This is a genomic window from Micromonospora sp. NPDC093277 (genome assembly GCF_044765245.1).
Taxonomy (GTDB): Bacteria; Actinomycetota; Actinomycetes; order Mycobacteriales; family Micromonosporaceae; genus Micromonospora.
Genome location: NZ_JBIWJO010000001.1, coordinates 353,819 through 366,653 on the forward strand (window position 1 = coordinate 353,819; position 12,835 = coordinate 366,653).

The 12,835-nt window shown below is 72.8% G+C and carries 13 protein-coding genes; 7 read left to right on the plus strand and 6 right to left on the minus strand.

Annotated features, from left to right (window positions below):
- Window positions 1-18 precede the first annotated feature (18 nt).
- Entirely contained in the window at window positions 19-984 is a 966-nt protein-coding gene (locus ACIRG9_RS01585; protein ID WP_402848543.1) for a GlxA family transcriptional regulator, read from the minus strand.
- A 70-nt stretch (window positions 985-1,054) separates the two neighbouring features.
- Between ACIRG9_RS01585 and ACIRG9_RS01590 the strand changes: the two genes are divergently transcribed.
- Entirely contained in the window at window positions 1,055-2,350 is a 1,296-nt protein-coding gene (locus ACIRG9_RS01590; protein ID WP_402848546.1) for an MFS transporter, read from the plus strand.
- 85 nt (window positions 2,351-2,435) lie between these two features.
- Here the strand turns inward: ACIRG9_RS01590 and ACIRG9_RS01595 are convergent, their stop codons facing one another.
- Genes ACIRG9_RS01595 through ACIRG9_RS01605 form a run of 3 tightly spaced genes read right to left on the minus strand, consistent with a single transcriptional unit; the run spans window position 2,436 to window position 4,014 of the window.
- Window positions 2,436-3,161, minus strand: a complete 726-nt coding sequence (locus ACIRG9_RS01595) for an RICIN domain-containing protein (protein ID WP_402848549.1) — start codon at window positions 3,159-3,161, stop codon at window positions 2,436-2,438.
- Window positions 3,162-3,219: 58 nt separating this feature from the next.
- A complete protein-coding gene (locus ACIRG9_RS01600) occupies window positions 3,220-3,504 on the minus strand; it encodes a DUF427 domain-containing protein (protein WP_402848551.1) in 285 nt (94 codons plus the stop codon).
- A 39-nt stretch (window positions 3,505-3,543) separates the two neighbouring features.
- Window positions 3,544-4,014 carry an aminoacyl-tRNA deacylase gene (locus ACIRG9_RS01605; protein ID WP_402848554.1) on the minus strand — a complete coding sequence of 157 codons (471 nt, stop codon included), beginning with the start codon at window positions 4,012-4,014 and terminating at the stop codon, window positions 3,544-3,546.
- Window positions 4,015-4,109: 95 nt separating this feature from the next.
- On the opposite strand from ACIRG9_RS01605, the gene ACIRG9_RS01610 reads away from it, so the two are divergent.
- The 6 genes from ACIRG9_RS01610 (at window position 4,110) to ACIRG9_RS01635 (ending at window position 9,943) form a co-directional block, all read left to right on the plus strand.
- Entirely contained in the window at window positions 4,110-5,513 is a 1,404-nt protein-coding gene (locus tag ACIRG9_RS01610) for an FAD-binding oxidoreductase (protein WP_402848557.1), read from the plus strand.
- Entirely contained in the window at window positions 5,510-6,853 is a 1,344-nt protein-coding gene (locus ACIRG9_RS01615; RefSeq protein ID WP_402848560.1) for a class I SAM-dependent methyltransferase, read from the plus strand. Before ACIRG9_RS01610 ends, ACIRG9_RS01615 begins: the two co-directional genes overlap by 4 nt.
- Window positions 6,854-6,979: 126 nt before the next feature.
- A complete protein-coding gene (locus ACIRG9_RS01620; protein WP_402848563.1) occupies window positions 6,980-7,501 on the plus strand; it encodes a SigE family RNA polymerase sigma factor in 522 nt (173 codons plus the stop codon).
- The gene (locus ACIRG9_RS01625; RefSeq protein ID WP_402848565.1) at window positions 7,498-8,445 is read left to right on the plus strand and encodes a hypothetical protein; all 948 of its coding nucleotides are present in this window, start codon (window positions 7,498-7,500) and stop codon (window positions 8,443-8,445) included. Before ACIRG9_RS01620 ends, ACIRG9_RS01625 begins: the two co-directional genes overlap by 4 nt.
- Before the next feature lie 84 nt (window positions 8,446-8,529).
- Complete coding sequence (locus ACIRG9_RS01630) at window positions 8,530-9,090, plus strand: helix-turn-helix domain-containing protein (RefSeq protein ID WP_402848568.1); 561 nt, start codon at window positions 8,530-8,532, stop codon at window positions 9,088-9,090.
- The gene (locus tag ACIRG9_RS01635) at window positions 9,083-9,943 is read left to right on the plus strand and encodes an SRPBCC family protein (RefSeq protein ID WP_402848571.1); all 861 of its coding nucleotides are present in this window, start codon (window positions 9,083-9,085) and stop codon (window positions 9,941-9,943) included. The genes ACIRG9_RS01630 and ACIRG9_RS01635 overlap by 8 nt, the downstream gene beginning before the upstream one ends.
- Window positions 9,944-10,034: 91 nt before the next feature.
- On the opposite strand, the gene ACIRG9_RS01640 is transcribed toward ACIRG9_RS01635, so the two are convergent.
- Both ACIRG9_RS01640 and ACIRG9_RS01645 read right to left on the minus strand, forming a co-directional pair.
- Window positions 10,035-11,429, minus strand: coding sequence for a hypothetical protein (locus ACIRG9_RS01640; RefSeq protein WP_402848574.1), 1,395 nt, complete (start codon window positions 11,427-11,429; stop codon window positions 10,035-10,037).
- A gap of 199 nt (window positions 11,430-11,628) precedes the next feature.
- Window positions 11,629-12,831: an RNA polymerase sigma factor gene (locus ACIRG9_RS01645; RefSeq protein WP_402848576.1), complete on the minus strand. Its 1,203-nt coding sequence runs from the start codon at window positions 12,829-12,831 to the stop codon at window positions 11,629-11,631.
- Between the last annotated feature and the right edge of the window lie 4 nt (window positions 12,832-12,835).

A 12,835-nucleotide genomic window follows, 5' to 3' on the forward strand; every position in this document is an offset into this window, starting at 1 on the left:
GGGGGCGGCGGCCCGGTACTAACGGCGGAAGGTGTGGCGGTAGGCGGTGGGGGCCACCCCGACCCGGTGGTGGAAGGTCTGGCGCAGGGCGGCGGCGGTGCCGAAGCCGGCGTGGCGGGCGACCTGGTCGATGGTCAGGTCGGTGGTCTCCAGCAGCTGCCGGGCGTGATCGGTGCGCTGCTGGAGCAGCCACTGCGCCGGGCTGAGCCCGGTCTCGGAGCGGAAGTGCCGGGTGAAGGTGCGTACGCTCATCCGGGCGTGCGCGGCCAGGTCGCGCAGGGCGACCGGTTCGTGCAGCCGCTGCCGGGCCCACTCCCGGGTGGTCGAGGTACTGGTGCCGGTGTCGCGGGGGACCGGGCGTTCGATGTACTGGGCCTGGCCGCCGTCGCGCCAGGGTGGCATGACGCAGCGCCGGGCGGACAGGTTGGCGACCGCGCTGCCGTGGTCGTTGCGGACGACGTGCAGGCAGAGGTCGATGCCGGCGGCCACCCCGGCCGAGGTGAGCACCCCGTCGGAGTCGAGGAAGAGCACGTCCGGGTCGAGGTCGACGGCCGGGTGCAGCCGGCGGAACCGGTCCGCGTACGCCCAGTGGGTGGTGGCTCGGCGGCCGTCGAGCAGGCCGGCGGCGGCCAGTACGAAGGCGCCCGTGCAGATCGACATGATCCGGGCGCCCCGGTCGTGTGCGGCGCGCAGCGCGGCCGTGACGGCGGGGTCCACGGTCCCGTCGACCATCGGTGGGCCGTCGTGGATGCCGGGGACGATCACCGTGTCGGCGGTGCCGGTCAGCTCCAGGCCGTGCTCGGGCAGCACCTGGAAGCCGGCGGTGCTGCGTACCGGCCGCCCGCCCGGGGTGCAGACCTCGACGGCGTACAGCGGCGTGAGGTCCGCGGTGCGGGCGGTGCCGAAGACCTGGGCCGGGGTGCCGAGGTCGAGGCCGACCACGTGGTCGAGGGCGAGCACCGCGATCCGGTGCGGGACAGTCATGGCCCGATTATTGCGCACGATGGCTTTCCGGCCACTCGTCGTGCCGTGCGCCGCCCCCGAGACTCGGTGCGTGATCCGACACCGTCTCCACCCGGCCTGGCTGGTGGCCGCCGTGGCCTTCGTCGCGCTGGTCGGCGCCGCCGGCTTCCGCGCCACCCCCAGCGTGCTGCTGCACCCGCTGCACGCCGAGTTCGGCTGGCCGCTCGCGACCATCTCCGCCGCCGTCTCGGTCAACCTGATGCTCTACGGGCTGACCGCACCGTTCGCCGCCGCGCTGATGGACCGGTTCGGCATCCGCCGGGTGGTGGCCGGCGCGCTGGTGCTGGTCGCCGTCGGCAGCGGGCTCACCGTCGCGATGACCGCGAGCTGGCAGCTGATCCTCTGCTGGGGCGTCCTGGTCGGGCTGGGCACCGGCTCGATGGCCCTCGCGTTCGTGGCGACCGTGACCGGGCGCTGGTTCGTCCGCCGCCGGGGCCTGGTCACCGGCGTGCTCACCGCAGGCGGGGCGGCCGGACAGCTGGTCTTCCTTCCGCTGCTCGCCGTGCTGGTGCGCGACCACGGCTGGCGGGTGGCGGCGCTGGTCGTCGCCGGGGCCGCGCTGGCGGTCGTACCCCTGGTGGTCTGGCTGCTGCGCGAGCACCCGGCGGATCTCGGCCTGCCGGCCTACGGCGCGACCGAGGTGGCGCCCCCGGCGTCGGCGGCGGGCGGGGCGGCGGCCCGGGCGGTCGGCGCGCTCGCCGTCGCCGCGCGGACCCGGCCGTTCTGGCTGCTCGCCGCCGGCTTCGCGATCTGCGGCGCGACCACCAACGGGCTTGTCGGCACCCACTTCGTGCCGGCCGCGCACGACCACGGCTTGCCGGAGACCACCGCCGCGGGCCTGCTCGCCCTGGTCGGCGTCTTCGACATCGTCGGTACGGTGGCCTCCGGCTGGCTCACCGACCGGGTGGACAGTCGGCTGCTGCTCGGCGCCTACTACGCGCTGCGCGGCGCGTCGCTGCTGGTGCTACCCAGCCTCTTCGCCGGCACCACCGAGCCCAGCATGCTGGTCTTCATCGTCTTCTACGGCCTGGACTGGGTGGCCACCGTGCCGCCGACCGTGGCGCTGTGCCGGGAGTATTTCGGCGCGTCCGGCGCGGTGGTGTTCGGCTGGGTGTTCGCCGCCCACCAGGTCGGTGCGGCGGTGGCGGCGACCGGCGCCGGGCTGGTCCGCGACCAGCTCGGCGAGTACACCGTGGCCTGGTACGCGGCCGGCGCGCTGTCGATCGGCGCCGCCGGGCTCTCCCTGCTGCTGCGCCGCCGCGCCGGCAAGCCGCCGGTCGCGCTGCCCGTCGCGGTCGGCCGCCGGGCCTGGAGCTACCGGGGCTGAGCCGCCCACCCGACCGGCCGGCGTCGAATCCCCAGCCCGGCTGACCGGGGCTGAGCCGCCGGCCGAGCAGGCCGGGGTCGGGCGGTCAGCCGAGTGCCCACTGCTGCTCGGGTGCGCCGGTGCACGGTGCCTGTTGGAGCGGGGTGCCGGGCTCGGCGCCGGCACCGGCGGCCTGCGCGCACTTGCCACTGTGCACGGCGACCAGCAGCACCGGACCGGCGCCGGCCGGGGCGAGCCGCCACTGCTGGTTGGGCTGCCCGTGGCACGCCCACTGCTGGATGGCCACGCCGTCGTCGGCGCTCTGCCCCTGGACGTCCAGGCACTTGCCGCCGGCCGCGTTGACCAGGGTGAACACATCGCCGCCGACCGGCGTGACCACCCACTGCTGCTCCGGGCCACCGGTGCAGTCGGCCAGCACCATGGGCGCGCCGTCGGTGTTGTCGCCGGCAAACGCGACGCAGCGTCCGGAGGGCACCCCGCGGAAGACCGTGGGGCCGCCCACGGGGGGCGGGGCCGGGGGCGTCGTCGGCGCGGCCGTCGGTGACGGTGGCGCCTCCGTGGTGGGCGTCGCCTCCGTGCTGGGCTCGGCCGCGCTCGACCCGCTCGCCGTGCTGGACACGGCCGCCGCGGGCACCACCGGCTGGTCTCCGCTTCCGATGCGGAGCACGCCGCTGGCGAAGAACACCCCGACGAGTACGCCGAACACGGCGACGCCCAGCGCGATCCGGATCAGCGGGTCCTGCGGCAGGCGCAGGCGGAACCCCCGGGTGGCGTAGACGGTGCCGGGCGGGTCGGTGTGTGGCTCGGACATGGGGGCATCCTGACCCACAGCCACCGCCGATGGCCAGTCGCCCCGACGTGAGCGTGATTCAGTCGACGACCCGGACGTCCTTCCAGAACGCCACCCGGTCGCGGACCAGCTCCGCCTCGGGCTTCGGGTCCGGGTAGTACCAGACGGCGTCCGCGCTGGTCAGGCCTTCGTGTTCGAGCGTGTGGTAGGAGGCGGTGCCCTTCCACGGGCAGACCGTGTGGGTGGCGGAGTCGCGGATCAGGTCCGTGCGCAGCGCCGCACGCGGGAAGTAGTGGTTGCCCTCGACCAGCACGGTGTCGTCACTCTCCGCGATGACCAGGTCGTTCCAGACGGCTTTCGGCATGCCTCAACGCTATGCCGGTGCGGGCGAACCGGCCAGGGGTCAGGGGGCGGGTTCCGGGTCGGTGACGTCGGCGACCGTCGCGCCGAGCGTGGCGAGGGTGGCGTCCGCGTCGACCGCCACGGCGACCCCGTGTTCGCCCGCGCCGAGGGTGATCTCCCGGCCGCGCAGCCGCTCGTCGGCGATCACCGGCCAGGCGGTGGTCGAGCCGAACGGGGTGATCGTGCCGCGTTCGTAGCCGGTGGCCGTCCGGGCGGTCTCGGCGTCCGGCATGGACAGCCGGCTCACGCCGAGCAGGGCGCGCAGCTTGGGCCAGGAGATGACCCGGTCACCGGGGGTGAGCACGAAGAGGTGGTCGTCCTCGCCCCGGCGCACCACGATGGTCTTGACCACGTCGGGGACCGCCACGCCCCGCGCCCGGGCGGCCTCGGCCAGGCTGCGGACCGGGCCGTGCCGGATCACCCGGTACGGCAGCGCGGCGGCGTCGAGGGCGGCGATCGCGGGGGAGGACATGCCCGTCACGGTAGCTTCCCCCGGCCGACCGGACGAGGCGAAACGGCCATGGTGGACATCCAGCCAAGCTGGCCGAGCAGGCGTAATGTGATCTCATGCGTGCGCAGCGTGTGGATCATCGGGGTGACCATGATCGGGCGGTGGACACGCTGCGGCGGTCGTACGCCGCGGTGCCCGCCGGCGAGCCCGTGCGGCTGGCCAAACGCACCTCGAACCTGTTCCGTCCGAGATCGACCCCGCAGGCGCCGGGGCTGGACGTGAGCGGCCTGACTGGGGTGCTCGACGTCGACCCGGCCGCCCGCACCGCCGACGTGCAGGGCATGTGCACCTACGAGGACCTGGTCGACGCCACCCTGCCGCACGGGCTGATGCCGCTGGTCGTGCCGCAGTTGCGCACGATCACCCTGGGTGGTGCGGTGACCGGGCTGGGTATCGAGTCCACCTCGTTCCGTAACGGGCTGCCGCACGAGTCGGTGCGGGAGATGGACATCCTCACCGGGGCCGGCGAGATCGTCACCGCCCGGCCCGAGGGTGAGCACGCCGACCTGTTCCGCGCCTTCCCCAACTCGCTGGGCAGCCTCGGTTACGCCACCCGGCTGCGCATCGAGCTGCAGCCGGTCCGCCGGTACGTGGCCCTGCGCAACATCCGCTTCACCAGGTTGACGGAGTTGACCGACGCGATCGGGGAGGTGGTCGCCAAGGGCTCCTGGGAGGGCGAGCCGGTCGACGCCATGGACGGGGTGATGTTCAGCCCCGGCGAGGCGTACCTGGTGCTCGGCACCTTCACCGACGAGGTCGCCGCCGTGCGGCCGAGCGACTACACCGGCCAGGGCATCTACTACCGCTCGGTGCAGCGGTGCACCCGGGACGTGCTCACCACGTACGACTACCTGTGGCGGTGGGACACCGACTGGTTCTGGTGCTCGGCGGCGTTCGGCGTGCAGCACCCGGTGGTGCGCCGGCTCTGGCCGCAGCGCTACCGGCGCAGCGACTTCTACCACCGGATCGTCCGCTTCGAAAACCGGCACCAGGTGGCGGCCCGGGTCGACCGCTGGCGGGGCCGCCCGGCCCGGGAGCGGGTGGTGCAGGATGTCGAGATCCCGCTCGACGGCATGGCCGATTTCCTGCGCTGGTTCGCCGGGGCGGTCCGGATGTCGCCGGTCTGGCTCTGCCCGCTGCGGCTGCGCGAGCCGGCCGGCCCCGGCTCCGCCCACGCCTGGCCGCTTTATCCGCTGCAGCCGGCGGAGACCTATGTGAACATCGGCTTCTGGGGGACCGTGCCGATCGCCGAGGGCGCCGCCGACGGCGACGTCAACCGGGAGATCGAGCGCGCGGTGTCGGAGGCGGGCGGCCACAAGTCGCTCTACTCCGACGCGTACTACGACCGGGAGGCGTTCGACCGGCTCTACGGCGGGGAGACCTGGCGCGCCGTGAAGGACCGCTACGACCCGGATCACCGGCTTACCGGACTGTACGAGAAGGCGGTAGCGCGAGCATGAGTCTGATCGACCGAGAACAGGGGGCGGCGAGCGTCCCGGCCGGCCCACCGTCGGGTGGCCGGCCTACCGGACCGACCGTGGCGGACGTGATCCGAGCGGTCACCACCGGTGCTCTTCCCATCCGTATCACCGGGTACGACGGCAGTGCCGTCGGCCCGGCCGACGCCGGCATCACCCTGGCCATCCACTCCGAGCGGGGGCTGTCCTACCTGCTCACCGCCCCCGGCGACCTGGGCATGGCCCGCGCCTACGTGAGCGGTGACCTGGGCATGGAGGGGGTGCACCCGGGCGACCCGTACGAGGCGTTCAAGGTGCTCAAGGACAGCCTGCACCTGCGGCTGCCGTCGGTGGGTGAGGCGCTGGCTCTGGTGAAGGGGCTGGGTTGGGAGCGGCTGATGCCCCCGCCGCCCCCGCGTCAGGAGGCGGCGCCGCGCTGGCGGCGGCTGGTGGGCGGGCTGCGGCACTCCCGGTTCCGGGACAGCAGCGCGATCTCCCACCACTACGACGTCTCGAACGCCTTCTACGAGAAGGTGCTCGGTCCGTCGATGACGTACACCTGTGCGGTGTTCCACAGCCCGGACGACACCCTGGAGCAGGCGCAGCGGGCCAAGTACGACCTGGTGGCCGGCAAGCTGGCGCTCAAGCCGGGGATGCGGCTGCTCGACGTCGGCTGCGGCTGGGGCGGCATGGTCCGGCACGCGGCCCGGGAGTACGGCGTCAAGGCGCTCGGGGTGACCCTGTCGCGGGCGCAGGCGGAGTGGGCGCAGGCGGCGATCGAGCGGGACGGGCTGGGTGACCTGGCCGAGGTGCGTCACCTGGACTACCGGGACGCGCCCCGGGAGCAGTTCGACGTGGTCTCCTCGATCGGGCTGACCGAGCACATCGGGGTGCGCAACTATCCCGCGTACTTCGGGGCGCTGCGCAGCCGGCTCAAGCCGGGTGGGCGGCTGCTCAACCACTGCATCACCCGGGCGGACAACCGGGCACCGCACCGCTCCGGCGCGTTCATCGACCGGTATGTCTTTCCGGACGGGGAACTGGTCGGGCCCGGCCGGCTGATCAGCGAGATCCACGACGCCGGTCTGGAGGTGCACCACGAGGAGAACCTGCGCCAGCACTACGCGCTGACGCTGGCCGGCTGGTGCCGCAACCTGGTCGAGAACTGGGATTTCTGCGTCGGCGAGGTGGGCCTGGGCACCGCCCGGGTGTGGGGGCTCTACATGGCGGGTTCCCGGTTGGCCTTCGAGCGCAACGAAATCCAGCTGCACCAGGTCCTCGCCACCCAGAACGGCCCGCAGGGCGTCAACGGTTACCCGCTGCGCCCCGACTGGATGCCCTGACCCCTCGTCTCTGCCACGAAAGGCCGCGCGATCCGCGCGGCCTTTCGTTGTGCGCAGATTTCCGGGCGGCCCAGTCAACCTTCGGATGCCACCCGTCGTCCTTGGTGGGCGACGAGAGGAGAGCCGGTGCGGCGTAGGAAACGCTTCGAGGGCCTGGACGTCCTGGTCGCCGAACGCGGCGGTGCGCTGCTTGCGACGGCGGTGCTGCTGACCGGCAGCCGGGCCGCCGGGGAGGACCTGGTGCAGGCGGCGCTGGAGGGGCTGATGCGGAACTGGAGCCGGGTGCACGGCGACAAGGAGGGATATCTGCGTCGCACGCTGTACCACCTGGCGGTCGACCGGTGGCGGTTGCGCCGGCGCCGGCCGGAGGTGTTGACCGAGGTCGAGCCGCCGGGTCAGTCGGACGGCACCGACGCGCTGCACCTGCGGCAGGCGCTCATCCAGGCGCTGGCCCTGCTGCCGCCGCGGCAGCGGGCCGTGCTGGTGCTGCGGTACTGGGAGCAGCGCAGCGAGGCGGAAGCCGCCGAGCTGCTCGGCTGCTCGGTCGGCACCGTCAAGTCGACCGCCTCCCGGGGGCTGACCCGGCTGAGAGAACTCACCGCCGACTGGGCGCTGGAGGGCGCGGGCATGAATGGAGCAGGACGATGAGGATTGACGTTGAGGATCAGCTGACGGCCGGGATGCGCGACGAGGTCGCCGGCCTGGCGTACACCCGGGACGTGCTGGGGGAGGCCACCCGCCGCCATCGGCGGCGCACCGTCCTGCACCGCAGCGCGTACGCGGCCGGCGTGGTCGGGGTGGCCGGTGCGCTGGCCGCGGCCCTGACCGTCGGTGCGGGCACCCCCGGCTCGCCCGGCTCGGTCGCCGAGCGGCCCGCGACCGCGACGAGCCCGGAGTCGCCGCGGATGCGGCTGGCCGCCGCCGCGGCGGCCAGCGAGAACATCAGTTACCGGGTGAAGGTCACCACCACCAACAAGGACAAGCTCCCGCCGCAGGGAGAGCTGCCCGAGCCGGTGGCAGGGAGTTGGGTGACGGAGGGCGCGTTCGATCCGGCGACGGCCACCGGCTACCTGGATTCGCCGAACACCGGGCTACGTCCGCCCATGTCGGACTTCTTCCTGAAGGAGCGCCTGGTCGATGGCGTTCGGTACCACGGCACCCTGGACGGTGCCGACCCCGACAGCGGAAGGATCGTGTGGTCCCGGACGGTCCGGGAGGGCAGGCAGACGAGTTTGACCTTCGACGACGCGCTGGGCGGCACGCTGGGCGCCTCGACGGATCCGCAGCAGCTGTTCCGGATGCTGCGGCAGGCCGGCGCCGAGGTGACCCAGAACCCCGGCGGTGGCTACCACTTCGAGGTCACGGTGCAGGATTCTTCCCGGGGAGTTGCCGCCGACAGGCTGGTCGGTGACGTGACGATCGATGCGGACGGCCGGATCAAGACGGTGGCGTTCGACCGTGCGGCGCGGTGGAACGCCCGGGGCCCGGAATCCGACCACACCTACCACCTGCACGTGCTGGTGGAGCTCTCCGGCTACGGGCTGCCGGTGAAGGTCGAGGCGCCGGCCAACGTCCTCGTCATCGGCAAGTAGGCACGCGAAAGGCCGCGCGAACCCGCGCGGCCTTTCGTCGAGCCTATTGACAAAGAAGTTTTGTACGTACAAACTGATTTTGCCATGAGAGACGTCCTGTACCTGGAAGAGCGCGAGCAGGCCGAGGTCCTGCTCAAGCCGCAACGCATCGAGGTGCTGCGGCAGCTCGCCGAGCCCCGCACCTGCACCGAGGTCGCGGCCCGGCTGGAGCAGACGCCGCAGCGCGTCTACTACCACGTAAAACAGCTGGTCGCGGCCGGGCTGGCCGAGCAGGTGTCCGAGCGGCGGGTGCGCGGCATCACCGAGGGCATCTACCAGGCCGTCGCCCGTTCGTACTGGCTCTCGCCCCGCCTCGTTGGACGGATCGGCGGGGGACGTCGGGCGCGCGACGAGCTGAGCCTGGGCTACCTGCTCGACCTGATGGAGGAGGTGCAGGCCGACATCGCCGCGCTCGACCGGGCGGCGCCGGAGCTGCCCTCGATCGGGGTGTCCGGCGAGATCCGGGTGCCGGTCGAGCGCCGGCAGGAGTTTCTGCACGACCTGCAGTCGACGCTGCGGGACCTGTTCACGCGCTACGGGGGCACCGAGGGGGACGCCTTCAAACTCGCCGTGGCGTGCTATCCGAAAGGTGATGATCATGAGTGACCTGTTGACCGTCCGGGTCCGGCTCGCTGCTCCGGCCGAGCGGGTGTGGTGCGCGCTGACCGATCCCGCCGAGCTGCGGGTCTGGTTCGCCGAGCACGCCGAGGTCGAGCTGCCGCACCGGTACGCGTTCTGGGGCCGCTACACGCCGGACGGCGACGCCCCGCACCAGCGGCTGCTGCACGCCGACGAGCGGAGCCTGCGCTTCGCCTGGGTGCTCGGCGGCGTGGAGACCACCAGTGAGATCGAGGTGACGCCGGTCGGGGAGCACACCGAGCTGACCCTGCGGCAGAGCCACTTCGTCTTCGCCGAGGCCCTCGACGGCAGCACCATCCGGGGCGTGCTCCAGACCTGGTGGAGCCTGGCGCTGGCCAACCTCAACGCCCACCTGGAGGGAGGCCCGCTGCTGCCCCGCACCGACTTCACCTCGGCCGACCTGCGCGGTGAGCTGACGATCGACGCGCCGATGGACCGGGTGTGGACCTCGCTGACCGACTCGGAGCAGGCCAGCGCCTGGTTCGGCTACCCGATCGGCATCGAGCCCTGGGTCGGCGGCCGCTACGCCATGGGCGGCTTCGATGCCGGGTACGCGGCCAAGGTGGTCGACCTGGAGCCGGGCCGCAAGATGTCCGTCGACTGGGGGCCGACCGGCGTCGTCACCTGGGAGCTGGCCGAGTCCGCCGGGAAGACCCGGTTGACCTTCGTGCAGAGCGGCTTCGACGAGACCAACCCGCCGTACGCGGCGTGGAGCGGGTCGGTGTCCGGGCTGTCCGAGCTGCGCCGCTTCCATGAGGTGCCGGACTGGCAGCCGATCTGGCTGTCGGTGGAGATGCCGGCCGGTAGTTCGGCCTCCTGACCAGCCCCGTGCGGCCGGCGGACAGCTCCGGAAACCGCGAGGACCCGGGCAGACGCAATGCGCGTCCGCCCGGGTCCCCGGTTGCGACTACTTACCGCACCGGCTGGCCCGGGGGCACGTGCAGGAGCTGAAGCTGACCCTTCTCGGCCAGCTCCGGGTCCGTGGACTTGGTGTGGTTCTGCGTGTCCAGCAGGTACTTGCCCTCACCGAGGAACGGCACCGGGATGATGCCCGACGACTCCTCGTCAACGGTGTCGAAGTACTTGCCGCCGGGCAGGAAGCGCTCCGGGTCGTGGTCGAGGATCCGACGCACTCCACCCGTGGCGATGTCGTACTGGTAGACGCCCGCCAGGTAGCCCTGGTTGCCCGGGTCCTCCTGCATGAGCACCTGGCCCCGGTTGTTGATGGTGATGTTGTCCATCATCTTCGGGCCGCTCGCCTCGTCCGTCGGGCCCTCGAACACCATGGTGGCGGTGCCGCCCTTGGCCGGGTCGGTCACGTCGTTGAACGACAGCTTCCACAGCCGGCTGTGCTTGGTCATGCTGGCCGTGGTGGCGAAGTAGAAGTCGTTCGGGTGGTTCGGGTCCCAGGCGCCGTCCTCGGGCCGGTCGAACGAGGTGCCGCCGGTGGACGACAGCGTGAAGGGCAGCGAGCCCTTGGTCCACGCCGTGGTGCTGTCCTCCACCGCCATGCCCGCCACCGAGATGGTGAAGTGCTGGCCGCCGGTGAGGCCGGCCTTCTCCACCGGGGTCCCGGCGGTCTTCTTGTCACCGACGTAGAGCGTGACCTCGCCCGCCCCGCCGTCGCTGGTGCCCATCGCCACGGTCTTGTCGCCGGTGGCCGGGTTGGCGACGATGTTCTCCCAGGCCCCCTGGCCGAAGCCGGGCAGCTCGTAGGACTCGCCGGTCTCGACCACGTGGCCGAAGGCGCGGCCGCCGGTCGACTCCTCACCGTTGGTGAAGATGCGACCGTCGTAGCCCTTGCCGGTGCGGGGGTTGAAGTACGCGGTGCCGGCGGCCAGGTCGGCCGAGCAGAGCCGGTTGAACACCACGCCCGGCGTCTCCACGTACTGCCCGTTCTTGGACAGGAAGACCTTCCGGATCAGGTCGCCGCCCGACAGCACCCGCAGGGTCTTCTTGTCGATGACCCACTTGGAGATGAAGGCGCCCTTGCCGCCGTGCGCCCGGACGACGCCCACGTTGTCGGCGAGCTCGTGGTTCATCAGCACGGTGAACGTGCCGTTACCGTTGTCGAAGGCGCCGAGGCCGTCGGGGATACCGGCCATCCGGTAGCCGCCGATCGAGTCGCCGGTGGTGAGCAGCGACGTCAGGGTGATGCCCGGCGTGGCACGGACCAGGTACGGAGCGTCGCTGCTGCTCGGGCCGGTCGAGCCGCCCGGCGCCGCCGACGCGGCACTGCCGACGGCCAGGACGGCCGCTCCGGCGAGGGCGACGGCAGACAGCCGCCGCTTGGAAAAGATGTGCATCGTTGCATTCCTCCTAACGGAGTGTCCGCGACTCGCGGACGCGCCAGCGACGCTAGGAGGAAGAGGTGAAGTGATCGACGGCCAGCCTTGACGCGCGGGTGAACAACGCGGGTGCGTCATCCCAACAGGGGACGGCATGCTGGCTGTTTGTCCAGTTCAAGGTTTCCCGGTCGGATCAGTCACGGCGGGTGGAGCGGGATCAGGGGCTCAGCTCGGCGGCCCGGCGCAGCAGCGCCCGCCGTTCCGGTTCCGAGCCCACCGCCTCGGCGGCGGCCCGGAACAGGGCGGCGGCCCGATCGTGGTCGCCGTGCCGGGCGGTCAGCTCGGCCTCCGCGGCCACCGCGGGTGGGTAGTCGTCGAGCGCACCGCCGGAGCGGGCCTCGGCGAGCAGCGCCAGCCCGGTCGCCGGACCGTACGCGTAGCCGTGGGCGACCGCCCGGTTGAGCCGGATCACCGGGGTGGGGCGGAGCCGGACCAGGTGGTCGTACCAGCCGGCGATGGCGGGCCAGTCGGTGTCGGCGCCGGTGCGGGCGGTGGCGTGGCCGGCGGCGATGCGGGCCTGGAGCGCGTACGGGCCGTGGCCGGCGCGGTCCAGCAGCGCCACGCCCTCGGCGATGGCCTCCCGGTCCCACCGGGAGCGGTCCTGCTCGTCGAGGGTGAGCAGGTCGCCGGCCGGGTCGCGCCGGGCCGCGCGCCGGGAGTGGTGCAGCAGGAACAGCGCGAGCAGCCCGGCCGCCTCCGGCTGCTCCGGCATTAGCTCGTGCAGCAGCCGGGCCAGCCGGATCGCCTCGGTGGCGAACGCCGGCTCGCCGTCGGCGTCGTACCCCCGGGTGAAGAGCAGGTAGAGCACGGCCAGGACGCCCGGCAGCCGCTCGACCAGCGCGGGCCCGGTCGGCACCCGGTACGGGACGCCGGCGGCGGCGATCCGCGTCTTCGCCCGGGTGAGCCGGCGGGTCATGGTCGACTCGCTGATCAGGAAGGCGCGGGCGATGTCGGTGGTGGGTACCCCGGCGATGGTGCGCAGGGTCAGCGCGACCCGGTCCGGCAGGCTGAGCGCCGGATGGCAGCAGGTGAAGACGAGCCGCAGCCGGTCGTCCACCACGCCCCCTTCCGGTGGCGCCGGCTCGGGATCGGTGAGCAGCGCCAGTTCGCGTAGTTTGCGGCGTTCCACGCTGGCCCGGCGCAGCGTGTCCACCGCCCGGTTCCGGGCGACCGTCATCAGCCAGCCGCCCGGATTCCCTGGTACGCCGTCGCGGGGCCACCGCTCCAGCGCCGCGGCGAGAGCCTCCTGGGCGCAGTCCTCCGCGAGGGTCCAGTCGCCGGTGACGCGGATCAGGGCGGCGACGATCCGCGGGTACGCCTCGGCACCCGCGTCGGCGACCGCCCCGGCCGCGTCGGTCACCGGC

Excerpts from the sequence above, each read along its gene's own strand:
- ACIRG9_RS01585 (WP_402848543.1), bottom strand. The coding sequence starts at position 984 with ATGACTGTCCCGCACCGGATCGCGGTGCTCGCCCTCGACCACGTGGTC.
- ACIRG9_RS01595 (WP_402848549.1), bottom strand. The coding sequence starts at position 3,161 with ATGTCCGAGCCACACACCGACCCGCCCGGCACCGTCTACGCCACCCGG.
- ACIRG9_RS01600 (WP_402848551.1), bottom strand. The coding sequence starts at position 3,504 with ATGCCGAAAGCCGTCTGGAACGACCTGGTCATCGCGGAGAGTGACGAC.
- ACIRG9_RS01605 (WP_402848554.1), bottom strand. The coding sequence starts at position 4,014 with ATGTCCTCCCCCGCGATCGCCGCCCTCGACGCCGCCGCGCTGCCGTAC.
- ACIRG9_RS01610 (WP_402848557.1), top strand. The coding sequence starts at position 4,110 with ATGCGTGCGCAGCGTGTGGATCATCGGGGTGACCATGATCGGGCGGTG.
- ACIRG9_RS01615 (WP_402848560.1), top strand. The coding sequence starts at position 5,510 with ATGAGTCTGATCGACCGAGAACAGGGGGCGGCGAGCGTCCCGGCCGGC.
- ACIRG9_RS01625 (WP_402848565.1), top strand. The coding sequence starts at position 7,498 with ATGAGGATTGACGTTGAGGATCAGCTGACGGCCGGGATGCGCGACGAG.
- ACIRG9_RS01630 (WP_402848568.1), top strand. The coding sequence starts at position 8,530 with ATGAGAGACGTCCTGTACCTGGAAGAGCGCGAGCAGGCCGAGGTCCTG.
- ACIRG9_RS01635 (WP_402848571.1), top strand. The coding sequence starts at position 9,083 with ATGAGTGACCTGTTGACCGTCCGGGTCCGGCTCGCTGCTCCGGCCGAG.
- ACIRG9_RS01640 (WP_402848574.1), bottom strand. The coding sequence starts at position 11,429 with ATGCACATCTTTTCCAAGCGGCGGCTGTCTGCCGTCGCCCTCGCCGGA.